The sequence below is a fragment of the Uliginosibacterium sp. 31-16 genome (assembly GCF_030730865.1).
Classification (GTDB): domain Bacteria; phylum Pseudomonadota; class Gammaproteobacteria; order Burkholderiales; family Rhodocyclaceae; genus Uliginosibacterium.
On sequence record NZ_JAVALZ010000003.1, the window covers coordinates 146,273 to 170,874 of the forward strand.

Genomic DNA, 24,602 nt, shown 5'->3' on the forward strand with positions numbered 1-24,602 from the left:
GTCTGCCGCGTCACTTCACCGTTTTCGTCTCCAGCGCGCCGGCCAGATCCACCAGCCGCAGGAACTCGCCGCGGTAGCCGTAGCGATCCTTGCCGATATTGGTGGCGGCCAGCTCGCGCGCATCACCGAGTTTCCACGAGCCGGTGTATTTGCCGCCACGCAAGACCTGCCCGAAACCAGCCACCGCGGTGGCGAAGCGGAATTCGCTGCTGGCCTTGTCCAGCGGCTGGATGGCACTGCGCTGCAGGGCGAAGTCGATCAGCTGGCTGGTGCTGGCTTCAGGCTGTTTGTAGCGCAGCTTGAGGTGGCCGAGTTCGCTGGCGAATGCCCCATCGCTGCTTGCCTGCGGGGCGTAGCGCAGGGCATCCACGCTGCCCCTGGCGCCGGCCAGCGTCAGCTCATAGAGGGCAGTCACGGTGTGGCCCGCGCCGATGTCGCCGGCGTCTACCTGATCGTTGTTGAAATCCTCGCGGGCGAGCTGGCGGTTTTCGTAGCCGATCTGACGGTACTCCCTGACCACCGCCGGGTTGAACTCGATCTGTACCTTCACGTCTTTGGCGATCGTTGCCAAGGTTGAAGTCATTTCATTGACCAGCACCTTGTGGCCTTCCATCAGACTGTCGATGTAGGAGTAGGCGCCATCGCCCACATCGGCGATCTGTTCCATCATGCGTTCGTTGTAGTTGCCGGTACCGAAGCCCAGCGTCGAGAGCGAGATGCCGCTCTTGCGCTTCTCCTCGATCATGCTCTTCAACTGGCGGTCATCCGACACGCCGACGTTGAAGTCGCCATCGGTGGCGAGCAGGATGCGGTTGATGCCGCTCTTGATGAAGCTTTGCTGAGCTGCGCTGTAGGCGAGCTGGATGCCGGAGGCGCCGGCGGTGCTGCCGCCCGAGCGCAGCGCGTCGATGGCCGCATTGATCGTGGCCTTCTCTGCGCCGGAGGTGGGCGGCAGTACGATGCGTGTGCCATCTGCATAGGTCACCAGCGAGATGCGGTCCTGCGCGCGCATCTCGTTCACCAGCAGCTTGAGCGAGGATTTCAGCAACGGCAGCTTGTCCGCACTGTTCATCGAGCCGGACACATCGACCAGAAAGACGAGATTGGCGGGCGGCAGGTCCTGCTTTGCTATGTCCTGCCCCTTGATGGCGACACGCAACAATACGCGCTCATGGTTCCACGGAGCGGGAGCCATTTCCGTATGGACGGCAAACGGCCGACCATCCCTGGGCAATGCGTAGTCGTAAGGGAAATAGTTGATCAGTTCCTCCACGCGCACTGCATCGGCAGGTGGCAAGCGCCCGGCATTGAGCATGCGGCGCACGTTGCTGTAGCTGCCGGTATCCACGTCGATGCTGAAGGTCGACACCGGCGCTTCGGCGACGAGTTTGACCGGGTTGTCCTTGATTTCGCCATAGCGTTCGCGGTCTTCGCGCTGCTGCTGGAGGATTTCGTATGTGACGGGGGCCGGCATGGTGGCGTAAGCCAGCTTGTCTGCAGCGATTTCGCGCTTCATCTCGTGCATCCTGGCGGGACTGCCCGGCGCTGGTGCAGTCACCGCGCGGGCAGGATATGGCGTGGGTTTGGCGACGGCTGGCGCTACGGTTTCGATACGTGCGGCTGGCGTTTGCGGCGGAGGGCTGGATTGGCCCGGGGTGGCATCCTGCTGGGTCACGGCACAGGCGGCGAGCAGGGCGGCCAGCAATGCTGCGAGCAGACGTGGAAAGGTGCGAGGTTTCATGTTCAGTCTCCATCTGGGTGAAAGCCGCTGCGCGGCTTCTGGACGCCTGCCCCATTCCCCGCGGGAAGTGCAGGGAGAGCGCAAAGCGTTTGCGTGGAACTGAAACGGGTGAGGGCGGGAAAGTGGGTTGTCGGGTTATCGGGTTATGGATCTGCCGCAAGCAGCAAGCCCCGGATCGGCCCGAGGAACGGGCTTGTCACCTCAGGCTGCTTGCCGCCAGAATCCCGGCTCTGCTTCTGCTACCGGAGATGTGTCGTGCGTATCCTTTCCCTGATCGCTTTGGGCCTGGCCCTGAGCCTGCAAGTCGCCCAGGCGGCTCCCGAGATCCGCCCCGAGAAATGGGCGCGGCCGGTGATCGATACGTCGGTGGGCAACCTTTTTCAGGTGGCGCCGGACCTGTTTCGTGCCGAACAGCCCGGCAAATCGGACATCGCCGATCTGAAGGCGCTGGGAGTGAAGACCTTCATGAACCTGCGTGAGTATCACAGCGACTCTGTCGAGTTCGAGAAGCAGGGCTTCACCCTGCTGCGCCACCCGATGGCGGCGGGCTCGGTGAAGGCTGATGATCTGGTGACCGTGTTGCGGCAGATTCGCCAGGCACCGAAACCGGTGCTGGTGCATTGCTGGCATGGCAGTGACCGCACGGGTTTCGTGATTGCCGGCTATCGTCTGGTGTTTCAGGGCTGGAGCAAGGCCGAGGCGATTGACGAGTTGCGCCGCGGCGGCTTCGGCTACCACGAGCGGACCTATCCGAACGTGAAGAAAACCATCGAAGCGCTGGATGTGGAAGCGCTCAAGCGCGCGGTACTGGAAGACCGGACTGCGGCGGCTCGCTGAAGAGCCCTCCGCAGGGCTCAGTCGACGGTGATGCTGAGGTTTTCGCTGTCGGACAGCCCCTTGGCCTCCACCTTGACGGTGAAAGATACGGTGGTGTTTTCCGACGGCGCCTTGAACCGCAGCACCGAGCTGTTGCCAACCTTTTCAATGCTCAGGTTGCTGACTTCCTTGCCGCTGTTCTGGTGCCAGGACCAGTCCATGTCGTCGTCGCTGATGTTGCCAGTGCTGGAGGCGCGGGCCGTGACGGTGACGTCGGCGTCATTGTTCGCATGGCTTGGGGCATCGACCGAGTAGATCCACAGACTGTTGAGGATGTTCTCGACGCCGCCACCGCCGCAGGCCGCCAGCAGACTGATGGAGGCGAGTAGGGCAAGGCGGCGCAGGGTGCGACGCAGATTCGGGTTTGCAGGATTCTTCATGATGGGCTCCTGAGGATCAGGGACGATCCGTGATGACTATGCCCTGATTATGTCAGACGTGTCGCAATGTTGCCGGGTATCATCACGAACTTGCCCGGAAAGCCTTGTGTGACAAGGGTTTCAAGCGAGGCCTCGTGTCATCTGGCTTCAGCGCTCGATCTGCCGGCAGAGGGGCTGCAAAACAAGGTCCGGTGCGGCTTTCCGGGCAGCGAAGAAATGGCACGGGAATCTGCTGTATCTGTGGCTGGCGTCGCGCTGCAAAAAACCGCACACTTGGTGCGAAACCACAACCAATCTCTCTGGACTTCAGATGCTTCCCCGTTGGCGCGTCATTTATCGCTGGTATCAGGACCATCAGGTCGGCGTGCTTGATCTGGTGGCGCTGGCGATCGCCTGCGTGCTGGTGTGCGGGCTGTACTTCTCGACAGAGGTGGCGGCAACGATGCTGCAGTTTGCGCGGGCACATGCGTCCTGGCGGCTTGAGCCGATCCTGCTGTGTCTGGCGACGACCTGGGGCTTTCTGGCGATTTTTGCCTGGCGCCGCTGGCGTGATGTGACCAGCCTGCTGGAGGCGGCCGATACGGATCCGCTGACCGGGCTGGAAAATCGTCGCAAGACGGTGCGGATACTGGCCCACGAATTCGATCGGGCCGTGCGCTATGGGCGTCCGCTGTCCTTGGTGATCTTCGATATCGACCACTTCAAGCGCGTCAATGACAATTTCGGTCATCCGGTGGGGGATGAAGTGCTCAAGGCCGTGGCACGGCGCATCAAGCGCAAGATGCGGCTATCCGATCATCTTGGCCGATGGGGGGGAGAGGAGTTCATCCTGATCTGCCCGGAAACCGATGAAGCCGGGGCGACCCGCATTGCTGAACGCATGCGCCGGGCGATCAAGCAGCGCAGCATGGGACGGGTCGGACGAGTGACGGCCAGTTTCGGCGTGAGCACCTATCGCGGCAATGGCGATTACGAAAACCTCATCGAGCAGGCCGATCACTTCCTGTATGTCGCCAAGCAGGGCGGCCGGGATTGCGTGATGAGCGCCCACGCGGTCACGCGGATAGCCAGCCCCGGCGAAACGGGCGCGACGGATCGTCTGGCGCGACGCCAGGCTTGAGGCGGTGCCTCCCCCGGCTGTCAGGGGCGTTGGTCGGGGCGCGGGCGCGGCATCCCGGAGAGGATGCGTTCCCAGTAGGCGGCGCGTTGCACAGGATTTTCTACTGGCTCCAGCCAGACCAGTTTGCCGTTCTCGCTCATGGATGTGCGTGGCGCGTCTTTCAGTGTGTTGGCCAGGCCCTGTTCCTGTGTGAGCTGGGTCGCGACCGATGGGCTGAGCATGTGATTGATCCAGGCTTCAGCGAGTGAACGGTCGGGGGTGCGGCGCATGATGGCCCAGCAGTCCAGCCAGGCCAGCGCACCTTCATGCGGAACGATGTAACCGATATCGGCGCCCGCGCGGCGCAGTTCCTGAATCTGCTGATCACCATAGTTGGCGAAGATCAGGGCGACCTCGTGCTCCTGAAACAGCTTCACGGCCTCTTCCGGTGTGCTGTAGAACTTCAGCACGTTATCGCGCAGCTGCAACAGACGTTCAAGCACCCGGCGGAACTGTTCCGGATTCAGGTGGAAGGGGTCACGGTAACCCAGCGCCAGTGCGGTAAGACTGAAATTGTGAGCGCCACCGTTGTAAGCCAGCACCTTGCCGCGATAGCGTGCATCCCACATGGCATTCATCGAGGTGGGCGGGGGCGTGACAAGCTTGCGGTTGTAGATCAGCCCCATGCCGGCATAGGTGTAGGGGATGGCGTAAATGCTGCCATCCATGCTGATGCCGGGGATGTTGGCAAGCTTGCGGAAACGCGCAAGCTGTTTGCGGGTGTTCGGGATTCTGTCTGCGCGGATCGGGGCGACCAGATCAGCGTCGATGTAGCGTTTCAGTTCGGCCGTATTCACCGCCAGCAGATCGAAGCCGCCACCGGCGTCGCTGCGAGCTCGCTCCCAGAGTTCGTCATCAGAGCTGATGACGGTGACTTCCACCGTGGCAGCGTGCCTGAGTTCAAAGGCACGCACGGCTTCCTGGCTGACGTATCCCGGCCAGGCCAGAATGCGCAGAGTCTCGCCGGCCTGAGCCAACGGCATCAGCAGTGCAAATGTCGCAAGCAGCAGGATTCTGGGCATCTTCAAACCGGTATCTGACATGGCGGGGCTGAGGATTCAGCCCCTTGAACCGTGAATCTTATACGCTGAAGCGGCTGACTGCCGCTTGCAGCGAGTGCGACAGCTCCTCGAGCTGGCGTGCCGTTTCGGCCGAGCCTGCGACGGCAAGGCTGGTTTCCTCCACCATCTGGGCGATGCGTTCGACCTGCTGGGCGATGCTGTTGCTGGCCAGGCCTTGTTCACGGGTGGCGTCTGCCACCTCGCGGATGCGATCCAGGGTCATCTCGGCACCGGCGCGCATTTCGCGCAGGGATTGCGCGGCGGCTTCGGTCGAGGCAACTCCGGAACGCGCCTGCGGCACGGCGGACTCCATGACCTGCACTGCGTCTCGGGTTTCATGCTGGATAGTCTCGACCATGCCGGTGATGTCGGCCGTAGCCTGGGTCGTGCGCTCGGCCAGCTTGCGCACCTCGTCGGCGACCACGGCAAAGCCACGGCCCTGTTCGCCGGCGCGTGCAGCTTCGATGGCGGCATTCAGGGCGAGAAGATTGGTCTGCGCGGCAATTTCCTTGATCACGTTGGCGATCGAACCGATTTCGTCTGTCCGTTTGACCAGTCCGCTGATGCGCTCGCCCGCCTGGGTGACGGTGGTCGAGATGTCCGAGATCACGCCGACGGCACTGTTAGCGCGTTTCTCGCCTTCGATGCCGAGCTGGGTGGCATGTTGCGACTCGCGCTCGGTCTGGTTGGCGTTGTCGGCAATGTGATTGACCGCGACGGTCATTTCCTCGATGCCTGCCGCCATCGAACTGGTGGCCTCGGATTGCTGCATGGCGGCATCCGACACCTGCTGTGATGTTTGTGCGACCTTGCTGGCGTTGCCGTTGAGTTCGGTCGAGGTGGTATGGATGTCGTGGATCAGTACGCCAAGTCCGCTCAGCATGTTTTTCAACTGGGCCAGAACGCTGTCCGGAGCGCCGTTCACCTGGAAACGGGTACTCAGATCGCCATCGGCGGCCTGCTGCATTATGCCCATCAACTGCACCGGCTCGCCGCCGAGCTGGCGCACGATGCTGCGTGCGGCGAATGTACCGATGCCGCCCGCCAGCAGCACGGCCAGCAGACTGACCAGCCCGTAGCGCAGTGCCTGGCGGCGCAGTACGACATTCACGTCATCCACATAGACGCCGGTGCCGACAATCCATTGCCAGCCCGGTACCGCGGCGACATAAGCGAGTTTCGGATGTGCCTCGGTTTGTCCGGCACGCGGGAAAACGTAATTGATATAGCCGCTGCCTGGCCCCTTGCCCGTGCTGACGATGGCATCCCAGAGCTTGAAGCCGGCCGCGTCGGTCTTGCCAAGCATGTTGTGGCCTTCGATCTTGGTATTGCCGGCCACCATCACGCCATTGCCATCGAAATCGTAGATAAAGAAGTAATCGTCCTTGGCAAAGCGCTGATGGATCAACGCTTCCTTGACCTGTTTCTGGGCTTCGGCGCGCGAGAGTTTGCCCTCGGCTTCGAGCTTCTGATAATTGCCGACAATGCCGCTGGCGACCTCGACCAGATGCTTGATACGTTCCTGGTGGCCGCTCATGACCGTGGCGCGGGATTCGATCAGGGCAAACGCGGCGAGCAGCAGCAGGCCGAGCAGGGCCGCCGCGATCACGAGGGCAAGACGGGTTCTGACGTGCAGCTTTTCCAGCGAGATCATGATCTTCTCCGCGTATGGGATGCCATTCATCTTTTACGGTGGCCGACGTGAAAGACTTGAATGTCTGTGTGGGCATTCTGAAACGTGGCGTGCAGCAAGCCTTTTCAGGCATGCAGGCTGAAAAGCCCCGCCCATGGAGGATGTACAGGCACGGGTGTTGCAGACCGAGGCTGGATGCGGCTCTTCGGGAGGTGCGCTTGCGGATTGCTTCAGGTGAAATGTAACGGGGGGGGCAGCGGGCGGGGCATCACACCCCGCCTGTTTCCTGTGCTCAGACGCTGAACCGGCTGACGGCGGCCTGCAGTGAGTTCGACAAGGTTTCGAGCTGGCTCGCCGTTTCGGCTGAACCAGCCACAGCCTGGCTGGTTTCTTCCACCATCTGGGCAATCCGTTCGACTTCCTGGGCGATGCTGTTGCTGGCCAGCCCCTGCTCGCGGGTCGCATCGGCGACTTCGCGGATGCGCTCCAGTGTACCTTCGGCACTGATGCGCATTTCGCGCAATGACTGGGCGGCGGCGTTGGTCGAGGCGACTCCCGCCTGGGCCTGTGGTACGGCAGATTCCATGACTTGCACGGCATCCCGGGTTTCATTCTGGATGCCTTCAACCATGCCACTGATCTCGGCAGTGGCCTGGGTGGTGCGTTCGGCGAGCTTGCGCACCTCGTCGGCAACTACCGCAAAGCCGCGCCCTTGCTCGCCAGCGCGGGCGGCTTCGATGGCAGCGTTGAGTGCCAGCAGATTGGTTTGCGCAGCGATTTCCTTGATCACACTGGCGATCGAGCCGATTTCATCGGTGCGTTTGACCAGCCCGCCGATACGCTCCCCAGCCTGGGTGACCGTGCTGGATATTTCCGAAATCACGCTGACGGCACTGGCTGCCCGTCTCTCGCCTTCGATGCCAAGCTCTGCGGCACGTTGCGATTCGCTTTCGGTCTGGCGGGCGCTGTCAGCAATATGATTGACCGCGACGGTCATCTCTTCGATGCCTGCAGCCATCGTACTGGTGGCCTCGGATTGATGCGTGGCGGCATCTGAAACCTGATGCGAGGTTTGTGCGACCCGACCAGCATTGGCATGAAGCTCTCCGGCCATGATGTGGATCGTGCGGACAAGTCCGGAAAGCCCATCCAGCATCTGCTGGAGGCGGCGCAAGACGCTGTCTTGATGAGATGTGGTGTCGAATTTCTGCCGCAGATCGCCGTTGGCTGCCCGACCCATGATCTCCATCAGGCTGGCGGGCTCCGCTCCGAGCTGGCTGACGATGCTGCGCGAAATAACGAAGCCGGCGGTCAGCATCAAACCAAGGATCAGCAAGGCCAACAGGCTGTAGCTGATGGCTTCGCGCCTCACGGCAGCAGACACATCATCCACATACACGCCGGTGCAGACCAGCCATTCCCAAGGAGCAAAGGCCTTGACATAGGAGAGCTTGGGAACCGGTGTCGTGTCCTTGCCGGGTCGTGCGAAAACGTATTCGGAAAATCCGGCCCCCCGGGTGGTGCCAGCCTTGACCATTTCGTCGCGGAACAGTTTGCCGTTGGCATCCGGCTTACCCGTCTGCAACTGACCTTCCAGTGAGGGATTGGTGCCGTGAGCCACCATGACGCCTTTGTAGTCGTAGACGAAGAAATAGTCTTCTTCACCGAAACGCAGCGCCCGCAAGGCTTCTTTGGCTTTGGCCTGAGCCTCTTCACGGGACAGTTTTCCGCTGGCTTCCTGCTTCTGATAATGGTCGACCAGACTGACTGCGGAACTGACCAGATGCTGGATGCGTTCGCGGTGACGCTCCATGGCAGCCTGCTGTACACCGATCACGACGAGGATGGTAAAGATCACAAAACCTGCCAGCGCAATGGCTGTCAGCAGGGCCAGACGGGTGTTAACCTTCAGGCGGCTTAACAAAGCAAACATTTTCTTCTCCGGGGAAACGCCTCTTGTGCTGGCCGGCAAGATTGGCAAGTCATGACCAATGGCCGAAGAAGAGGCATTCCCTTTTATCGGATAGGGAAAACACTTACTTGAGTCAATTCGTGTGTCAGGACAACTGCAAGGCAATCCTGTTGTCGCGAGCAGGAAAACGGGCTTTCGCTTCAGCGGCTGCGTATGCGCAGGGCAAGCTGCAGGAATTCGTCCCACACATCCCCTTTGCCCAGGCCCTTGGCCAGACGGTCGACGCGAGCGGCGTGCATCAGGGCCGCGCGCAGGCTGCCGCTCTTGAGGCGCTGCACAGCGCGTTTGACCAGATTCTGGCGTGGGCCGAAGACGCGCTCGGCCTTCAGTGCTGCATCCACGCTCTGGCCTGCATCCATTGCGGCGCGCACATTCGCCAGCGTGCGGATCTCGTTGGCCATGGTCCATAGCACCAACGGCGTTGCTGCGCCTTCGCCCTTGAGGCCTTCGAGCAAACGTGCACAGCGTGGCGCATCACCTTCGAGCAAGGCGGTGCGCAGTTTCTCGGTGTCATAGCGCGCTACGTGCAGCACGGCGTCTTCAACCTGTTCCAGCGTCAGTTCGCCCGGGTTGTAGAGCAGACCGAGCTTCTGGATTTCCTGATGCGCAGCGAGCAGATTGCCTTCAACGTGGCCGGCGATGAATTCCAGGGCATCGCGTGCAGCGCTCTGCTGCTGGCGCGCCAGCCGGCCGGCGATCCATTGCGGCAGCTGGGCAAGCTCGGGGGCATTGCATTCGATGACGGTACCTGCCTCGCTCAGCGCCGTGAACCAGACCGCCTTGCGCACCGTCCAGTCCAGCAGGGGCAGGGTGATCAGGGTGATGTCGGTGCCGTGCGGATCGAGTTCGCGCGCCAGGCGCGTCAAGGCTTCGCCCCCCTGTTTGCCGGGTTTGCCATTGGGAATGCGCAGGTCGATCAGCTTGCGCTCGCCGAACAGCGAGAGATTGCCGGCGGAAAGGCCGAACTCGTCCCACTTGAAGTACTGGTGGGTTACCTGCACCTCGCGCTCTGTGACTCCCTGCTGACGGGCTGCGGCGCGGATCGCGTCGGCCGCCTCGATGACCAGCAGCGGTTCGTCGCCGTGCAGCACGTAGAGCGGCGCCAGATCCCGTTGCAGGTGGGTGGCCAGTTGTTCCGGACGCAGATTCATGCGTCAGCTCAGGGAGTCGCCGGAGCAGGCTTCGCAGAGGCCAGACGGCGCATCAGCTGCTGCACCAGATCGTTTTCCATGTCGCGATAGAGCAGGGCTTCTTCCTGCTCCTTGGCCAGTTCCTGGCCGGTGGCGAAGGTCACGCTACGGTAGATGTAGATCTCGTTGAACGGCATGACTTCCTTGCCTTGCTTGTCCAGCAGGCGGAAACCGAAACGCTGGCGCAACTCGTATTCGCGCACCGTCCCTGTCGAGGACAGTGACAGGATGTGTTTCTCCTTGGCATCCCTGACCACGACCATGCGCACCTCGGCGTCAGTCACTTTGTCGACCACTTTGGTACTGCCGCTGGTGGCGATCTGGCGCTTGATGGCTGCGGCCAGATCCGAGTACTGGTTCATTTCCAGATACAGCGTGGCAAATGGCAGCGGTTGCGGGCCGCGCAGGTGGAAGCCACAGGCGGAGAGCGAGACCAGCAGGACTGCGAGCAGGATTCGGCGGAGCATTTTTTTCCTTCGGTAGTAGCCCGGATAAGCGAAGCGCCATCCGGGAATCTGCCTGAAACCCCGGATGGCGGCTGCGCCTTGTCCGGGCTACGGATTACACAACGATATTAACAAGCCGGCCCGGCACGACGATGATTTTCTTCGCCGGCTTGCCTTCCATGAATTTCTGCGCGGCTTCGGACGCAACCGCGAGGGCTTCGATCGTCGCCTTGTCGGCAGCAGCCGGTACCTTCACCGAGCCGCGCGTCTTGCCCAGCACTTGCAGCACCAGCTCGATTTCGTCCTGCACCAGCGCGGCGTCCAGCGGCTCCGGCCATTGGGCGGAGAGAATGTCTTCGCCATAGCCCAGCACGGCCCACAGGCTGTGGGTGATGTGCGGGGTGATCGGCGAGAGCACGCGCAGCAGGATGCCGAAGCATTCCTCAATGACTTCGGCGGCAATACCCGTGTCGCGAGGCGCTTTTTCCAGTGCGTTGAGCATCTTCATGCACGAGGAGGCCACCGTGTTGAACTGTTGCTTGCCCAGATCGTAGTTGGCCTGTTTCAGGTTCAGGTGGATTTCGCGGCGCAAGGCGGCGAGATCGTCCGGCAGCTTGGTGTTGGCGAGTTTGCGCTGACCGGGGATCTGCGGCTTGATCTGGCTGGCGAAGACATGGCCGAAGGCCCACACGCGTTTGAGGAAGCGGTAGGAGCCTTCGATGCCGGCATCCGACCATTCGAGCGTCTGCTCGGGCGGCGCGGTGAACATCATGAAGAAGCGCGAGGTGTCGGCGCCGTACTGCTCGATCATCGCGTTCGGGTCGACGCCGTTGCGCTTGGATTTCGACATGGTGCCGAAACCGCCGTAATCGACCGGGTTGCCATCGCGCACGGCCGTAGCGCCCGTGACGCGACCCGCCTCATCCTTCTGCAGCGTGACTTCTTCCGGCGCGAACCACTCGATGCCGGTCTTGTCGGAGCGGCGCGAGAACAGGTGGTTCAGCACCATGCCCTGGGTGAGCAGGCGCTTGAAGGGCTCGCGGTAATTCACGAGCTTCAGGTCGCCCATCACCTTGGTCCAGAAGCGCGAGTAAAGCAGGTGGAGGATGGCGTGTTCGATGCCGCCGATGTATTGATCCACCGGCAGCCAGTAATTGACGCGCTCATCCACCATGGCGCCGTCATTGCCGGGCGTGGCGAAGCGGGCGTAGTACCAAGAGGAATCCACGAAGGTGTCCATGGTGTCCGTCTCGCGGCGGGCAGGCTTGCCGCAGCATGGGCAGTTCACATTCAGGAAGTCCGGGCGCTTGTGCAGCGGATTGCCGGAGCCATCCGGCACGCAGTCTTCGGGCAGCACCACCGGCAGTTGGTCGTCCGGCACTGGCACCGAGCCGCAGTCGTCGCAATGGATGATGGGGATCGGGCAGCCCCAGTAACGCTGGCGCGAGATGCCCCAGTCGCGCAGGCGCCACTGGGTCTTCTTCTCGCCTGCACCCTTGGCGGCGAGGTCATCGGCAATTGCGTTCACCGCGGCTTCGTAGCCGAGGCCAGCGTACTTGCCGGAGTGGATGCAGGCGCCGTCCTTGCTGCCGTACCACTCTTGCCAGGCGTCCGTCGAGAAACTCTTGTCTCCGACTGCAACGACCTGCTTGATCGGCAGGCTGTATTTCTTGGCGAAGCCGAAATCGCGTTCGTCATGCGCCGGCACGGCCATCACCGCGCCATCGCCGTAGCTCATCAGCACGTAGTTGCCGACCCAGACTTCGACTTGTTCGCCGGTGAGCGGATGCGTGACGAAGAGGCCGGTCGGCAGGCCTTCCTTCTCCATGGTCGCCATGTCGGCTTCCATGACCGAGCCGGATTTGCACTTGGCGATGAAGGCGGCGAGTTCCGGGTTGTTCTGGGCGGCGTGAGTGGCGAGCGGGTGCTCGGCAGCGACGGCGCAGAAGGTCACGCCCATGATGGTATCGGCGCGCGTGGTGAATACCCACAGCTTGCCGTCACCGATCAGAGCACCGCTCTCGTCCTTGATCTCGTGCGGGAAGGCGAAGCGCACGCCGGTGCTCTTGCCGATCCAGTTGGCCTGCATCAGGCGCACGCGCTCGGGCCACTGGTCCAGCGTGTCCAGATCGTTCAGCAGCTCGTTGGCGTACTGGGTGATGGCGAGGTAATAGCCGGGGATTTCGCGCTTCTCGACCACGGCACCGGTGCGCCAGCCGCGGCCGTCGATGACCTGTTCGTTGGCCAGCACGGTCTGGTCGACCGGGTCCCAGTTCACGGTCTGGGTCTTCTTGTAGGCGATGCCCTTTTCGAGCATGCGCAAGAAGAGCCACTGGTTCCACTTGTAGTAGTCAGGCTTGCAGGTGGCGAGCTCGCGGCTCCAGTCGATGGCAAAGCCCAGCGACTTGAGCTGGCCCTTCATGTATTCGATGTTGTCGTAGGTCCACTTGGCAGGCGGCACCTTGTTGGCGATGGCGGCGTTCTCGGCGGGCAGGCCGAAAGCGTCCCAGCCCATGGGCTGCATCACGTTGTAGCCGCGCATCTTGTGGAAGCGGGTCAGTACGTCGCCGATGGTGTAGTTGCGCACATGGCCCATGTGCAGCTTCCCGGACGGGTACGGGAACATCGACAGGCAGTAGTACTTGGGCTTGCTCGCATCCTCGACGGCCTTGAAGGCGGCGGTGCGTTCCCAGAATTGCTGGGCGACTTGTTCGGTGGCGGTGTGATCGTACTTTTCCTGCATGGACGACATGGCGGACCCGGTCTGTGATTTTTTGCGAATCGCGCATTTTAGCAGGCCGGCGCTGCGCTCAGGCCATCGATTCTGGCCTCACATCAAGCATTGCCTGAAAAGCCGCACGGGGCGGACTTCTTCAGCATGCCTGCCTGAAGAGGTCCGCCCCATGCGGATGCGAAGAGAGGCGTTTTAGCTGCCGCTGATCAGGCGGAAGGCGAGTGCTGGCACGAAACTGCCGGCGCTTCCCGCGCAGCCGTCCGATTCGCCGGGGGCTTTGAGCCACAGCGACATTTCCGGCTGGCCGCCCAGCGTGTGCACCTGGCTCACGCTGCCGATCTTGCGTCCGGCCGGATCGCACCATTCACTGCCTAACGGGCCGTTGCCGTTGCGGCTGGTGTCGAGCACGAAGGGGCGCGTGCTGACGCCTTTGCCGACCAGCGCGGTATTGATGGCCTGACCGTGCGAGGTGAGCTCGCTGCTGGCGCGGTAGTTCGACACATTCAGAGCAAAGCCACGGGCGCGGGCCACACCGGCGTTGACCAGACGCGTGGCGGTTTCGTCGGGGGTTTTCCAGTTGGAGTGGCCGGCGTCAATGTACAGCCAGGCGCCCTTGGCGTTGGCGGCGAACTGGTCGACGGCGTAGTTCAGCAGGACCAGACGTGCCGCGCGATCGGCGTCCGAGGGCAGGCAGTCGAGCTGCATCAGTGCGTCCGGCTCCAGGATCACCAGCGCCGGCTTGGTTCCGATGGCGCTGGCGAAGGCCGAGATCCAGGTCTTGTAGGCATCGCCACCGCTGGCACCGCCGGCGCTGTAAGAGCCACAGTCGCGGTTCGGGATGTTGTAGGCGATCAGGATGGGCAGCTTGCCGGCGCTGCTGGCGGCGGTCACGTAGCTGCTCACGGCAGAACCGATGTCGCCGCTCCAGCCGCCGAACCATTTGCCGGTGGCCTGGCTGGCGATGGCGCTGTTGATCGACGCGGTGCGCGAATCGCCGGAATTGGCCGCCACCCAGACCTTGGCCTGCGAGTTCGGGTCGACATAGAAACCGCTGGTGAGCGAAACCGGGTTGCCGCTGCCGGAGGAACTGGACGAGGATGAGCTCGATGAAGAGGAGCTAGAGGAACTCGACGACGAGCTCGACGACGAACTTGAAGATGAAGAGCTCGAAGACGAAGAACTGGAGCTTGAGGATGAACTCGACGAGCTGCTGGAAGAGGACGAGCTTGACGAAGAGCCAGACGCAGCACCACTGCCCGACGAGCTACCAGAACTCTCGCCTCCACCACCACCACCACCGCCGCAGGCGGCGAGCAACAGACACAGGAGCACCGGCAGGGCGCTGGAAACGGATCGGAGACGGGGTGCGTGCATGAGCGGGCTGCAAAAATGGCTGAAGACCCGCAAAGTGTGATTTATTTAACAACTAAGTAGGTGTTTGTCCGACAACTGGCCTGCTGCCGAGGCGTGGCCGGCATCCATTTGGCGTGGTCTTATTGACCGGCACTTGCTTGCAGACCCGCTTCCGTACTGCATTTCAGAGCAGGCATGCTGAAGAGGTTGATCGGACGCCAGTCTGCAGGGGGATGGTCTGAAGATCCTGTTCAGGCGCGGGTCTTGACGGGGTTGTCCTCAGGCCTTGTTCTTGAGCGTCTGCAGTTCCCGCTCCGCCAGACGCAGTGGGGTGATGTTGAAGTTGGCGCAGACGATGACTGGACGGCCTTCGGCGTCTTCGCAGGCGGTTTTGGCCACCAGGAAGAAGCGTTCCTCGCCGGTGTGCGGCAGGATGTGGTGGTCTTCCTTGAGCAGATTCTGACCGGCCAGAACGGCCAGGTCTTCCTCGCGGGATTGTTGGGCGCGCAACCGGTGGTCGGCAATGGCACCGGCCAGCAGTTCCGGCTGATCATGGTATTCGGGGTTGGCTTCGCACATGGCGATGGCGACCTCTTCCATGCTGCGGCCGATGATCTGGTCCAGCGAGTGCAAGCGGCGGTGGTTCAGGAAGGTCTGGTTGGCCAGCAGATAGCGGCTGTCCGCGTCCTTGACGTAGAACTCGTCGGGAATCAGGTCGATCAGACGCCGTGTGAAGGCCCGGGTGCGTTCAAGCAGGGCTTTTTCGCGTTCCAGTGCCTGGCTCAGGTCGCGCTCTGCCAGACGCCATTTGGTGACATCAAAGAAGGCCGTGACAATCGCCGGCTGGCCTTCGGCATCAAGACAGCCCCCCTTGTAAACGGTGCGAAAGCGCTCGGCTCCGGTGATGGAGTGGAAATTGTGTTCTTCCTTGACCAGGGTTTCGCCGGCGAGCACTTCGCGATCCTCCTGCAGCGATAGCAGCGCCCGCTCGCGCTCGCCATCCTGTGTTCCCAGGCGGGCGCCAATCATCAGCTGGGCCACCTGGACCGGGTCCTTGCCCAGCAGCTCTTCGCGCGAACGTCCGCGTTCGCGCACGAAGGCTTCGTTGACCATCAGATAACGACAGTGCGAATCCTTGACGTGTACCGGCTGGGGGATCACGTCGATCAGGCGCTGAACGAAAGACTGGACCCGCTCGCGATGATCTACCTCGCGCTGCAGGGCCAGTTTGAGATTGCGCTCGGCCATGCGCCAGGGGGTAATGTCGATATTCGTGCCGACGATGACGGCGCGGCCTTCGGCGTCTTCGCAGGCCTGTTTGCAGACGATGAAGACACGCTCCTTGCCGGTCTGTTCGTCAGTGATCTGCTCCTCGCGGAAAACCGACATGCCGTCGAGCACGCGCAGATCTTCCTGATTGGCCATCGAAGCACGGGCCGGGTCGCTGAACAGGTCAAAGGTGCTGATGTCGACCAGATCTTCACGCCTGCGGTTGTACAGGGCGCAGAAAGCAGTGTTGAACTGTGTGTAATGACTGCCGCCGTTCTCTACACGTTTGATGTAGACGGGCTGCGGGATGACATCTATCAGCGTTTGCACAAAGGCCTGGCTGCGGGTCAGGAGGATCTGTTCGCGCGCCAGCAATTGGTCCAGGCTCTGGTTGTTGCCGCTCAGGTTCTCCCACTGCAGCAGTATCTGGCGAGCCCCGTCGGGCGCACGCAAGGGCTGTGCATGAACGCGCAGAAGGACCGAGCCTTGCGTACGGGGCAGCAGGGTCTCGGTGCTGTGGCCAGTGCCGGCGAGTGCTTGCTGGTGCTGCGTGCTGATGAACGCTTGCCAGGTTTGCGGTAGTGCAGACCAGAGTGCGCCAGGGAGGCAGTCCGGAGGCAGCCCGGCCAGCGCCAGAAAGGCCGGGTTGGTTTCCTGCACGTGACCCGTGGAGTCCAGCAACAGAGCGGGCAGGGCGCTGCCGAGCAGTGCCTGGCGCGCTGCCGCCAGGCTGTCCTGCAGTGCCTGCTCCTGCTGCTGCAGGATGTGCCGGAGAAGCAGGAGCATGAGCAGCGCAGTGAGCGGGGCTGCCAGCCAGCCCGGCAAGGCCAGCAGCCATGCCAGAACGGCCACGCCGAACGCAATCAGCCCTCCTGCCAGTATTCGCTGTCTGTTCATGAGGCCTTCCCGTTTTTATCCTTCCATCCACACTGTTACACAAACCTGCCGGCAGGTCACGGCGCCTTATTTCAGGGCGCAGAGCTGCCATGCCGGGGCAGGTTCAGAACTTCATTCATTTCTGTCAGATCATGACTGACGCAGACGATGACCTGCCGCCCGCTCATGTCGGTACATGCCGTCTTGGCGATGACAACGCTGTGATCTTCTGCGTCGCCAGGTCTGCGACGTCGAACTTCCTTGACGACGGCCTTCCCGGCCAGAGCCTCAAGATCTTCCGCGCGGGCTTCTGCCCAGCGTTGCTGCAGCGCAGCCTTTGCTTGGGCAAGGTCTGCCGGATGCTCGCGCAGCCAGGGGTCGAGGTCGAGATGAGCGTCGCCAATTTCCGGTGCGGTGCGACCGATGACTTCGGCCGCATCATGCAGATGACGGTGGCGCAGATAGACCGGATTGACCAGCAGGATGCGGCTGTCGGCATCCTTGATGCACAACTCCTGCGGGATCATGTCAATCACGCGCTGCAGGAATTCGCGCATGTGTTCCATCTGCCGGCTTTCACGTTGCAGGGCGCGATCCAGTTCGCGCTGGGCATTGCGCATGTCGGTGATGTCGAACATCGAAACGACGATTATCGGGTGTCCGTCCGGGTCTTCGCAGGCGGTTTTGGTCACGATGCGATCGTGGAGGACGCCGTTCTGGTCGGGGCTGTTGTTTTCTTCCTTGCGCAGCGGGGTGCCGGCGAGTACGGCCTGATCTTCCTGAAGTGATCGGCTGGCGCGCCGCTCCGCTTCGGGCAACAGACCGGAGCTGAGGGAGACTACCGCCTGTGCGATCTGTGCGGCGTCGTGGTTCAGCAGTTCTTCGCGGCTCTTGCCCCGGCTTTGCACGAAGGCTTCATTGACCATGACATAGCGGCTGTTGGCATCCTTCAGGCAGACCGGGTTGGGGAAAACGTCGAGCAGGCGTTGTACGAAAGTCAGGGTGCGGTGGTGTTTTTCCGTCTCGCGTCTGAGGGCGGCCTGCAGATCGCGCTCGGCCAACCGCCAGGGCGTGATGTCGATGTGGGTGCCGACCAGCACCCGACGTCCTTCCGGGTCGACACAGCTTTGCTTGCTGACAATGATGTAGCGGTCTTCTCCGGGTTTCTCCGGGCTGGCCGTGAATTCCTCCTTGAAGATCGGGGCGCCTGCCATGACCCGCGCGTCCTCCAGCGCTATCGTCTGGGCATTCAGGCTGCTGAGTCCGACTTCATCTGCCCGGTGGCCAAGCAGTTTGTCTCTGGAAATGCCGTGTGCGGCGCAGAAGGACTCATTGGCCAGCGTGTAGCGACCCGTGTCGTCCTTGACATAAACAGGGCGCGGGATCACATCAATCAGGGTCTGGATGAAGCGTTGCGAGCGGGTGCGCAGGGTGTGTTCGTGTTCCAGTGCGGCACTGACGCTTTCGTTGCTGGCGGCCAGGTTCTCGCACCATAGCAGTACGCCGGACTTGCCATAGGCATCGCGCAGGCGGGTGGCGCTCAGGCGCAGGAGCATGGCCGGCGCATCTTCTGCGGGAGCGAAGAGGCGCTCTTCCGGAGTGGATTTGCCGTGCTTCAGCGCCTGGTGGGCATGGCTCTCCAGCCAGCCTTTCCAGGCGGGAGGGAAATCGCGCAGGCTGTGTACATCGGCTGGAATACCCACCAGTGCACGGAATGCGCTGCTCAGACTGCGGATCTGTTGCACGTCGTTCAGCGTCATCAAGGCCAGACCGACGACATCAAGGGCCGCTTGCTGAGCCGCGTCTGCCTGTTTGCATCGCCACAGGCGCCAGACCAGTGCGACGAAGAGCAGCAGTCCGGCGGCGACAAGGATATGTGGATCGCCGTCGACCAGCAGCTCCCCGGCCGCGCCAGCGTTGGCTGGCTCCGCCGAGATCAGGGCGAGCAGCAGAGACAGGAGGAGAAACCGAGAGGGCATGCAGACCTCGCGCAAGGCATTGCCAGGGGGCGGCGGGTGTGCAGGTTAACGTCGCCGGGCGCACGGGGCTTGAGTGCGAAAGCGGCGTTCAAGAGGGCAGGGCCGCAACCGGTTACCAGGAAGTCGTCAGGGCCTGGCTGGAGAGCGGCTTGGGGCAAGGGTCTGCAGGCTGGCTTGCTGCAGAACAAGCATGGACAAGGCTTTCCCCGATGGGCGGCTGAAGAGGCTTGTCAGGAGCGGGTTTTCAGGCTGATGCTGCGGGACGGCTTTCAACGCAAGACGAGATTGTCCCGGTGGATCAGCTCTGGCTCTTCAACGTAGCCGAGCAGGGTTTCAATCTCGCTGCTGGCATGACGGGCGATCCGCCGCGCCTCTGAACTGGCGTAGTTGGTGAGCCCGCGCGCCAGCTCGGCGCCAGTCTGGTCGCGACAGGCAACCGCAGCGCCACGACCGAATTCGCCTTCCACACTCACTACGCCGATCGGCAGCAGACTGGCGCCGCCTTTCAGTGCTTTGACCGCGCCTTCGTCAAGCACCAGCGAGCCGGCCAGTTGCAGGTGGTCTGCCAGCCACTGTTTGCGGGCGGCCAGCGGCGTGCTGCTGGCGTAGAGCAGGGTGCCGAGGGCTTCGCCCCTTGCCAGACGCAGCAGCGGATCGGTTTCGCGTCCCGACGCGATCAGGGTGTGCGCACCGGAGCGGGCGGCGCGTTGCGCCGCGCGGATCTTGGTGATCATGCCGCCGCGCGAGATGCCGCTGCCGGCGCCGCCGGCCATGGCCTCATATTGACGGTCTTCGGCCTGACCTTCACTGATCAGCGTGGCGGCCGGGTCGCGGCGCGGGTCGGCGGTGTACAGGCCTTTCTGGTCGGTGAGGATGATCAGCGCATCGGCTTCGATCAGATTGGCAACCAGCGCGCCCAGCGTGTCGTTGTCGCCGAACTTGATTTCGTCGGTCACGACCGTGTCGTTTTCATTGATGATCGGCACCACGCCCAGTCCCAGCAAGGTGGATAGTGTGGAGCGCGAATTCAGGTAACGCAGGCGATCGGCCAGATCCGCGTGGGTCAGCAGAAGCTGCGCGGTCTTCAGGCCGTACTGGTTGAACGCACCTTCGTAAGCCTGCGCCAGCCCCATCTGGCCAACCGCGGCGGCGGCTTGCAGGGCGTGGGTTTCAGCCGGGCGCTCGCTCCAGCCCAGACGCTGCATGCCAGCGGCAATCGCTCCGCTGGACACCAGCACGATCTCGCGGTCTTCGGCGCGCAGGGCGGCGATCTGCCGGGCCCAGTCGCCGATGGCGGCCAGATCCAGACCGGCACCGTTGTTGGTGACGAGGGCGGAGCCTACTTTGACGACGAGACGGCGGGCGTTGCGAATGGCGTTGCGCATGGTGTTCAGGGTGCGCACCGCGCACCGTCGTGCAAGGGTTGAGAGCAGGATGGTGCGCAGTGCGCACCCTAAGGTTTCAAACGATCAGCGAGCGTAAATGATCTCGCCGTCGTAATCATCATCCTCGTCGTCGTCCTCATCGTCATCATCATCCGAGCCGATGGGGAAGGCTTCCGGGCCGCCATTGATGGCCGCCAGTTTTTCTTCTGGCGTGAGCTTGGGCTGAGCGTCGAGGAAGTCCTGAATCGCGAAGATCAGCTTTTGGCAACCTTCGCCATTGATGCCAGCGATGGCAAACCAGCGTTCCGGCTCGCCGTAGGCATCGAGGAAGGCGCGGATGCGGGTCTCGCGTTCTTCCTCGGGAATCAGATCGAGCTTGTTGAGAACCAGCCAGCGGGTCTTCTGGTAGAGCAGTTCGTCGTACTTGCGCAGTTCTTCGACGATGGCTTTGGCTTCGTGAACCGGATCGACTTCCGGATCGAAGGGCGCGAGGTCGACGAGGTGCAGTAGCACGTTGGTGCGTTGCAGGTGGCGCAGGAAACGGTGGCCGAGGCCCAAGCCTTCGGCGGCGCCTTCAATCAGGCCGGGGATGTCGGCGATGACGAAGCTGCGACCTTCGCTGGTACGCACAACGCCCAGATTTGGCGCGAGTGTGGTGAAGGGGTAACCGGCGACCTTGGGCTTGGCTGCCGAGACGGCGCGAATGAAGGTGGATTTGCCGGCGTTGGGCATGCCGAGCAGGCCGACGTCCGCCAGCACCTTGAGTTCGAGGGCGAGGCTGAACTGCTCGCCCGGCTCGCCATTGGTTTTCTGGCGCGGGGCGCGGTTGGTGCTGCTCTTGAAATGGATGTTGCCCAGACCTCCCTTGCCGCCTTGGGCGATCAGCACGCGCTTGCCGTCTTCATCCAGATCGGCAATCAGTTCGCCGGTCTCGTGATTCTTGATCAGCGTGCCGACCGGCATGTGCAGCGTCATATCCTCGCCGCCCTTGCCGTAGCAGTCGGTGCTGCCGCCTTTTTCGCCGTGTTCGGCACGGAAGGAGCGGGTGTAGCGGAAATCCACGAGGGTATTCAGGTTGCGGTCGCCCACGGCGTAGATGCTGCCACCACGGCCACCGTCACCACCATCGGGGCCACCGCGGGGGATGAACTTTTCGCGACGGAACGAGGCATTGCCGTTGCCACCATCGCCGGCGAATACTTCAATGCGTGCTTCGTCGTAAAACTTCATGTTGTGTAGTCCGGAATGATTACTGCGGGTGAGCCTGCGACAGGCTCAAAAACAAAAAGCCCCAACGCGGCGCGAAGGGGCTTTCCTGCAATCGCGCGGAAGCTGATTAAGCCTGGACTTCCGGAACGATCTGAACCGTGCGACGGCGGTTGGCGCCCTTGATTACGAACTGCACGCGACCCGTCTTGAGTGCGAACAGGGTGTGGTCCTTGCCGATGCCGACGTTTTCGCCCGGGTGGTATTCGGTACCGCGCTGGCGAACAAGAATGTTGCCTGCGAGGACGAGTTGACCACCGTAGCGCTTGACGCCGAGTCGTTTCGATTCTGAGTCGCGGCCGTTACGTGAACTGCCGCCTGCCTTTTTGTGTGCCATGGCGTATTAGCTCCTGCTTAGGCCGAAATCACGTCGATGCGGATTTCGGTGTAGTTCTGACGGTGACCCTGGTGCTTCTGGTAGTGCTTGCGACGACGCATCTTGAAGATCTCGATCTTCGCGTGACGACCTTGCGACAGAACAGTAGCCTTGACACTTGCACCAGCAACCAGCGGCGCGCCGATTTTCACGGAATCGCCTTCGCCGACCATCAGAATCTGGTCCAGCGTGATTTCAGTGCCAACGTCTGCAGGTATCTGTTCTACTTTGATTTTTTCGCCAGCGGCAACGCGATACTGCTTGCCACCGGTTTTTATGACCGCGTACATGTTGGACTCCAATTACAAAGAGCGTGGAAAACCAAGGATTATGTTGATTCAGAAGGGGAAAGTCAAGGCTAATCTGCTTGCGTCTTGACGGTGCTGCGGCGCTCCTCATACCATCGCGCCTTTCCCCAAGCCCCTGCGTGCCCGCCTTGCAACTCGAACAACTCTACGCACCGCTCGCCGCCGACATGGAAGCGGTCAATGGCGTCATTCGCAAGCGTCTGCATTCTGACATCGTCCTGATCCGTCAGGTCGCCGAATATATCATCAGCGCCGGAGGCAAGCGCATGCGCCCGGCGCTGCTCCTGATGGTGGCAAATGCACTCGGCTATCGGGGCACCCATCATCATGAACTGGCGGCTGTAATCGAATTCATCCATACCGCCACACTGCTGCATGATGACGTGGTGGATGAGTCTGACCTGCGCCGTGGGCGCAGCACGGCGAATGCCATGTTCGGTAACGCGGCTGCTGTCCTAGTCGGCGACTTCCTGTATTCGCGCTCCTTCCAGATGATGGTTGAAGTTGAAGACATGCGTGTGATGCGTGTCCTGGCTGACGCAACCAATGTGATTTCGGAAGGGGAAGTGCTGCAGTTGATGAACGTTCACAATGCCGATGTGACGGTTGAAGCCTATCTGCAGGTTATCCATTACAAGACAGCGATGCTGTTTGAAGCGGCGACGCGTCTGGGCGCCATTCTTGGTGGTCAGGATGTTGCCGGGCAGGATCGCCTGGCTGCATTTGGCCGGCATATCGGAACGGCGTTCCAGTTGATCGACGATGTGCTGGATTATTCCGGAGACGAAGAGGCGACGGGCAAGCATCTGGGTGACGATCTGGCTGAAGGCAAGCCGACCTTGCCGCTGATTCATGTGATGCAGCACGGCACGACGACGCAGGCTGCATTGGTGCGCCAGGCGATTGAAGAAGGGGGGCGCGAAGCTTTTCCCGAGGTGATTGAGGCGGTCAAGAGCAGCGGTGCGCTGGAGGCCACCTGCATGTTTGCTCAACATGAGGCTGATCAGGCGGCTGAGTTGATTTCTGATTTGCCGGCTTCCATTTTCAAGGATAGCCTGCTACAATTATGTTCTTTCGCAGTTGCGCGAAAATTTTGATGTGCCGCAGCAACAGCAAGAAATAACGGGGTGTAGCTTAGCCTGGTAGAGCGCTACGTTCGGGACGTAGAGGCCGGAGGTTCGAATCCTCTCACCCCGACCAGAATACGGCTGAATTGCCGACAAAAAAGCCACGCAAATGCGTGGCTTTTTTGCTTTCTGTCGGGTCTGCTAAGCGGTGCGTACGATGCTGAAAGGTCCACACCCTTGGCTGGTCGGCATCAACTCGATGAAGTTGATGTTTACATGGGCAGGCAGTGCGGTACTCCAGTAGACCGCTTCGGCGACATCATCGGCGCTCAGCGCAACGGTATTCGCATAGACGCCGGCGGCTTTGGTTTCGTCGCCGTGAAAGCGCACCGTCGAGAACTCGGTGCCGCTGCACATGCCGGGCGCAATATCGGTGACGCGCACGGGCATGCCAACGAGATCAGCACGCAGATTCAGGCTGAGCTGGCGGACAAAAGCTTTGGTTGCACCATACACATTACCGCCGGGGTAGGGGTAGTGACCTGCGACTGATCCGAGATTGACTATGTGCCCGCCTCCACGCTCGACCATGCCGGGTAACAGCGCGTGGGTCATGTACATGAGCCCTTTTACGTTGGTGTCCACCATCTGTTCCCAGTCGTCGAGCGAGGCGCGCTGAGCGGGCTCCAGCCCAAGAGCCAGCCCGGCATTGTTGATCAGGACGTCAATGGCGGTGAATCCGGAGGGCAGATCGGCGAGCACTGCATTGACGGCGTTCTTGTCGCGCACATCAAGTACTGCAGTGTGTAGTGGCAATCCGGAAAACTCTTCCTGTAAAGCTTGCAGGCGCTCGGCGCGACGGCCAACCGCAATGACGTGATGGCCCTCACGTAGATAGCGCCGGGTGATGGCTGCGCCGAATCCGGCGGTGGCGCCGGTAACAAATACGATCATGGAGTGCTCCTGTGAACCTTATCCAGAGAAGAGGATGAAGCCTAACGCAATCGGGTGTCAGGTATCCAGCTGGGTTGCAGCAAGGTCAGGTGGATTGCAGGCCTGGCTGTTGCCAGCCAAGCGTGATGAGAGCCTGGGTCAGTCGGGTAATGGCTTCGGCGCGACTGACATTGCCGGACAGGCTGAATTCCGTAGTGGAGACCAGTGCTTCCCGGTTGGGAGCGTGATTGGCGTGATGATTGAACAAATACAGACCGTAGCCTTGCTCGTCGGTGCCAACAATACCGTAGCGCCGACTGCCATGGATGCCGCGGATCCACCAGGACCAGCGCGGCGCGAGGCCGCTGGGGCAGTGGCTGGTTGATTCAATCTGGAAGCTCATGTCGCGGAGTAAGTTCTGGCTGCAAACCAAAAAGAATGAATCTAGGGTAAACCTGTACTTTGTTGCCAGTGTTAAATTGCAAACTAGTGCAAGTTGTTGATCTGCAACAAATTCATCTGGTGACGCGACGCATGGCTGATGTGCGTGCTATTCTCCGCGCTCGTTCAATCCTCGCCGGTACAGGCCGGCGAAGCA

Annotated in this window: 21 protein-coding genes and 1 tRNA gene; 5 read left to right on the forward strand and 17 right to left on the reverse strand. The window is 61.7% G+C overall.

What is annotated here, in order from left to right:
* Positions 1-10: 10 nt before the first annotated feature.
* Positions 11-1,741, reverse strand: coding sequence for a von Willebrand factor type A domain-containing protein (locus Q9Q94_RS12540; protein WP_305980424.1), 1,731 nt, complete (start codon positions 1,739-1,741; stop codon positions 11-13).
* A gap of 255 nt (positions 1,742-1,996) precedes the next feature.
* On the opposite strand from Q9Q94_RS12540, the gene Q9Q94_RS12545 reads away from it, so the two are divergent.
* On the forward strand, positions 1,997-2,578 hold the full coding sequence (locus Q9Q94_RS12545) for a tyrosine-protein phosphatase (RefSeq protein WP_305980425.1): 582 nt from the start codon (positions 1,997-1,999) through the stop codon (positions 2,576-2,578).
* Positions 2,579-2,595: 17 nt separating this feature from the next.
* Here the strand turns inward: Q9Q94_RS12545 and Q9Q94_RS12550 are convergent, their stop codons facing one another.
* Positions 2,596-2,997 (reverse strand): hypothetical protein, encoded by a 402-nt coding sequence (locus Q9Q94_RS12550; RefSeq protein ID WP_305980426.1) that lies wholly within the window; start codon positions 2,995-2,997, stop codon positions 2,596-2,598.
* A 310-nt stretch (positions 2,998-3,307) separates the two neighbouring features.
* Here Q9Q94_RS12550 and Q9Q94_RS12555 point away from each other — a divergent pair, with 310 nt between their 5' ends.
* A complete protein-coding gene (locus Q9Q94_RS12555) occupies positions 3,308-4,117 on the forward strand; it encodes a GGDEF domain-containing protein (protein ID WP_305980427.1) in 810 nt (269 codons plus the stop codon).
* Positions 4,118-4,137: 20 nt separating this feature from the next.
* Here the strand turns inward: Q9Q94_RS12555 and Q9Q94_RS12560 are convergent, their stop codons facing one another.
* From Q9Q94_RS12560 to Q9Q94_RS12590, 7 genes are all read right to left on the reverse strand, one after another.
* On the reverse strand, positions 4,138-5,178 hold the full coding sequence (locus tag Q9Q94_RS12560; RefSeq protein ID WP_305980428.1) for an extracellular solute-binding protein: 1,041 nt from the start codon (positions 5,176-5,178) through the stop codon (positions 4,138-4,140).
* Between the two features lie 58 nt (positions 5,179-5,236).
* Positions 5,237-6,871 carry a methyl-accepting chemotaxis protein gene (locus Q9Q94_RS12565; RefSeq protein WP_305980429.1) on the reverse strand — a complete coding sequence of 545 codons (1,635 nt, stop codon included), beginning with the start codon at positions 6,869-6,871 and terminating at the stop codon, positions 5,237-5,239.
* Positions 6,872-7,142: 271 nt separating this feature from the next.
* Complete coding sequence (locus tag Q9Q94_RS12570) at positions 7,143-8,783, reverse strand: methyl-accepting chemotaxis protein (protein WP_305980430.1); 1,641 nt, start codon at positions 8,781-8,783, stop codon at positions 7,143-7,145.
* A gap of 179 nt (positions 8,784-8,962) precedes the next feature.
* On the reverse strand, positions 8,963-9,973 hold the full coding sequence (gene holA / locus Q9Q94_RS12575) for a DNA polymerase III subunit delta (protein ID WP_305980431.1): 1,011 nt from the start codon (positions 9,971-9,973) through the stop codon (positions 8,963-8,965).
* A gap of 8 nt (positions 9,974-9,981) precedes the next feature.
* Entirely contained in the window at positions 9,982-10,479 is a 498-nt protein-coding gene (gene lptE, locus Q9Q94_RS12580) for an LPS assembly lipoprotein LptE (RefSeq protein ID WP_305980432.1), read from the reverse strand.
* 94 nt (positions 10,480-10,573) lie between these two features.
* Positions 10,574-13,201, reverse strand: coding sequence for a leucine--tRNA ligase (leuS, locus tag Q9Q94_RS12585; RefSeq protein WP_305980916.1), 2,628 nt, complete (start codon positions 13,199-13,201; stop codon positions 10,574-10,576).
* 183 nt (positions 13,202-13,384) lie between these two features.
* The gene (locus Q9Q94_RS12590; RefSeq protein ID WP_305980433.1) at positions 13,385-14,203 is read right to left on the reverse strand and encodes a glycoside hydrolase family 6 protein; all 819 of its coding nucleotides are present in this window, start codon (positions 14,201-14,203) and stop codon (positions 13,385-13,387) included.
* A gap of 43 nt (positions 14,204-14,246) precedes the next feature.
* Here Q9Q94_RS12590 and Q9Q94_RS12595 point away from each other — a divergent pair, with 43 nt between their 5' ends.
* Complete coding sequence (locus tag Q9Q94_RS12595; RefSeq protein ID WP_305980434.1) at positions 14,247-14,606, forward strand: hypothetical protein; 360 nt, start codon at positions 14,247-14,249, stop codon at positions 14,604-14,606.
* Positions 14,607-14,824: 218 nt separating this feature from the next.
* Here Q9Q94_RS12595 and Q9Q94_RS12600 read toward each other — a convergent pair whose 3' ends face one another.
* The 6 genes from Q9Q94_RS12600 to rplU form a co-directional block, all read right to left on the reverse strand.
* On the reverse strand, positions 14,825-16,711 hold the full coding sequence (locus Q9Q94_RS12600) for a PAS domain-containing protein (protein ID WP_305980435.1): 1,887 nt from the start codon (positions 16,709-16,711) through the stop codon (positions 14,825-14,827).
* 71 nt (positions 16,712-16,782) lie between these two features.
* Entirely contained in the window at positions 16,783-18,669 is a 1,887-nt protein-coding gene (locus Q9Q94_RS12605; protein ID WP_305980436.1) for a PAS domain-containing protein, read from the reverse strand.
* A 269-nt stretch (positions 18,670-18,938) separates the two neighbouring features.
* Positions 18,939-20,054, reverse strand: a complete 1,116-nt coding sequence (proB, locus tag Q9Q94_RS12610) for a glutamate 5-kinase (RefSeq protein WP_305980917.1) — start codon at positions 20,052-20,054, stop codon at positions 18,939-18,941.
* Positions 20,055-20,138: 84 nt separating this feature from the next.
* On the reverse strand, positions 20,139-21,284 hold the full coding sequence (gene cgtA / locus Q9Q94_RS12615) for an Obg family GTPase CgtA (protein ID WP_305980437.1): 1,146 nt from the start codon (positions 21,282-21,284) through the stop codon (positions 20,139-20,141).
* Between the two features lie 106 nt (positions 21,285-21,390).
* A complete protein-coding gene (gene rpmA / locus Q9Q94_RS12620) occupies positions 21,391-21,657 on the reverse strand; it encodes a 50S ribosomal protein L27 (protein WP_305980438.1) in 267 nt (88 codons plus the stop codon).
* A gap of 17 nt (positions 21,658-21,674) precedes the next feature.
* Positions 21,675-21,986: a 50S ribosomal protein L21 gene (gene rplU, locus Q9Q94_RS12625; protein ID WP_305980439.1), complete on the reverse strand. Its 312-nt coding sequence runs from the start codon at positions 21,984-21,986 to the stop codon at positions 21,675-21,677.
* Between the two features lie 146 nt (positions 21,987-22,132).
* Here rplU and Q9Q94_RS12630 point away from each other — a divergent pair, with 146 nt between their 5' ends.
* Both Q9Q94_RS12630 and Q9Q94_RS12635 read left to right on the forward strand, forming a co-directional pair.
* Positions 22,133-23,101 carry a polyprenyl synthetase family protein gene (locus tag Q9Q94_RS12630; RefSeq protein WP_371929856.1) on the forward strand — a complete coding sequence of 323 codons (969 nt, stop codon included), beginning with the start codon at positions 22,133-22,135 and terminating at the stop codon, positions 23,099-23,101.
* A gap of 26 nt (positions 23,102-23,127) precedes the next feature.
* A tRNA-Pro gene (locus Q9Q94_RS12635) sits at positions 23,128-23,204 on the forward strand.
* 68 nt (positions 23,205-23,272) lie between these two features.
* On the opposite strand, the gene Q9Q94_RS12640 is transcribed toward Q9Q94_RS12635, so the two are convergent.
* Both Q9Q94_RS12640 and Q9Q94_RS12645 read right to left on the reverse strand, forming a co-directional pair.
* Positions 23,273-24,025: an SDR family oxidoreductase gene (locus Q9Q94_RS12640; protein WP_305980440.1), complete on the reverse strand. Its 753-nt coding sequence runs from the start codon at positions 24,023-24,025 to the stop codon at positions 23,273-23,275.
* A gap of 85 nt (positions 24,026-24,110) precedes the next feature.
* Positions 24,111-24,407, reverse strand: coding sequence for a hypothetical protein (locus tag Q9Q94_RS12645; protein ID WP_305980441.1), 297 nt, complete (start codon positions 24,405-24,407; stop codon positions 24,111-24,113).
* Positions 24,408-24,602 lie beyond the last annotated feature (195 nt).

Excerpts from the sequence above, each read along its gene's own strand:
- Q9Q94_RS12540 (WP_305980424.1), bottom strand. The coding sequence starts at position 1,741 with ATGAAACCTCGCACCTTTCCACGTCTGCTCGCAGCATTGCTGGCCGCC.
- Q9Q94_RS12550 (WP_305980426.1), bottom strand. The coding sequence starts at position 2,997 with ATGAAGAATCCTGCAAACCCGAATCTGCGTCGCACCCTGCGCCGCCTT.
- Q9Q94_RS12555 (WP_305980427.1), top strand. The coding sequence starts at position 3,308 with ATGCTTCCCCGTTGGCGCGTCATTTATCGCTGGTATCAGGACCATCAG.
- Q9Q94_RS12560 (WP_305980428.1), bottom strand. The coding sequence starts at position 5,178 with ATGCCCAGAATCCTGCTGCTTGCGACATTTGCACTGCTGATGCCGTTG.
- Q9Q94_RS12565 (WP_305980429.1), bottom strand. The coding sequence starts at position 6,871 with ATGATCTCGCTGGAAAAGCTGCACGTCAGAACCCGTCTTGCCCTCGTG.
- Q9Q94_RS12570 (WP_305980430.1), bottom strand. The coding sequence starts at position 8,783 with ATGTTTGCTTTGTTAAGCCGCCTGAAGGTTAACACCCGTCTGGCCCTG.
- holA (WP_305980431.1), bottom strand. The coding sequence starts at position 9,973 with ATGAATCTGCGTCCGGAACAACTGGCCACCCACCTGCAACGGGATCTG.
- lptE (WP_305980432.1), bottom strand. The coding sequence starts at position 10,479 with ATGCTCCGCCGAATCCTGCTCGCAGTCCTGCTGGTCTCGCTCTCCGCC.
- leuS (WP_305980916.1), bottom strand. The coding sequence starts at position 13,201 with ATGCAGGAAAAGTACGATCACACCGCCACCGAACAAGTCGCCCAGCAA.
- Q9Q94_RS12600 (WP_305980435.1), bottom strand. The coding sequence starts at position 16,711 with ATGAACAGACAGCGAATACTGGCAGGAGGGCTGATTGCGTTCGGCGTG.
- Q9Q94_RS12605 (WP_305980436.1), bottom strand. The coding sequence starts at position 18,669 with ATGCCCTCTCGGTTTCTCCTCCTGTCTCTGCTGCTCGCCCTGATCTCG.
- proB (WP_305980917.1), bottom strand. The coding sequence starts at position 20,054 with ATGCGCAACGCCATTCGCAACGCCCGCCGTCTCGTCGTCAAAGTAGGC.
- cgtA (WP_305980437.1), bottom strand. The coding sequence starts at position 21,284 with ATGAAGTTTTACGACGAAGCACGCATTGAAGTATTCGCCGGCGATGGT.
- rpmA (WP_305980438.1), bottom strand. The coding sequence starts at position 21,657 with ATGGCACACAAAAAGGCAGGCGGCAGTTCACGTAACGGCCGCGACTCA.
- rplU (WP_305980439.1), bottom strand. The coding sequence starts at position 21,986 with ATGTACGCGGTCATAAAAACCGGTGGCAAGCAGTATCGCGTTGCCGCT.
- Q9Q94_RS12640 (WP_305980440.1), bottom strand. The coding sequence starts at position 24,025 with ATGATCGTATTTGTTACCGGCGCCACCGCCGGATTCGGCGCAGCCATC.
- Q9Q94_RS12645 (WP_305980441.1), bottom strand. The coding sequence starts at position 24,407 with ATGAGCTTCCAGATTGAATCAACCAGCCACTGCCCCAGCGGCCTCGCG.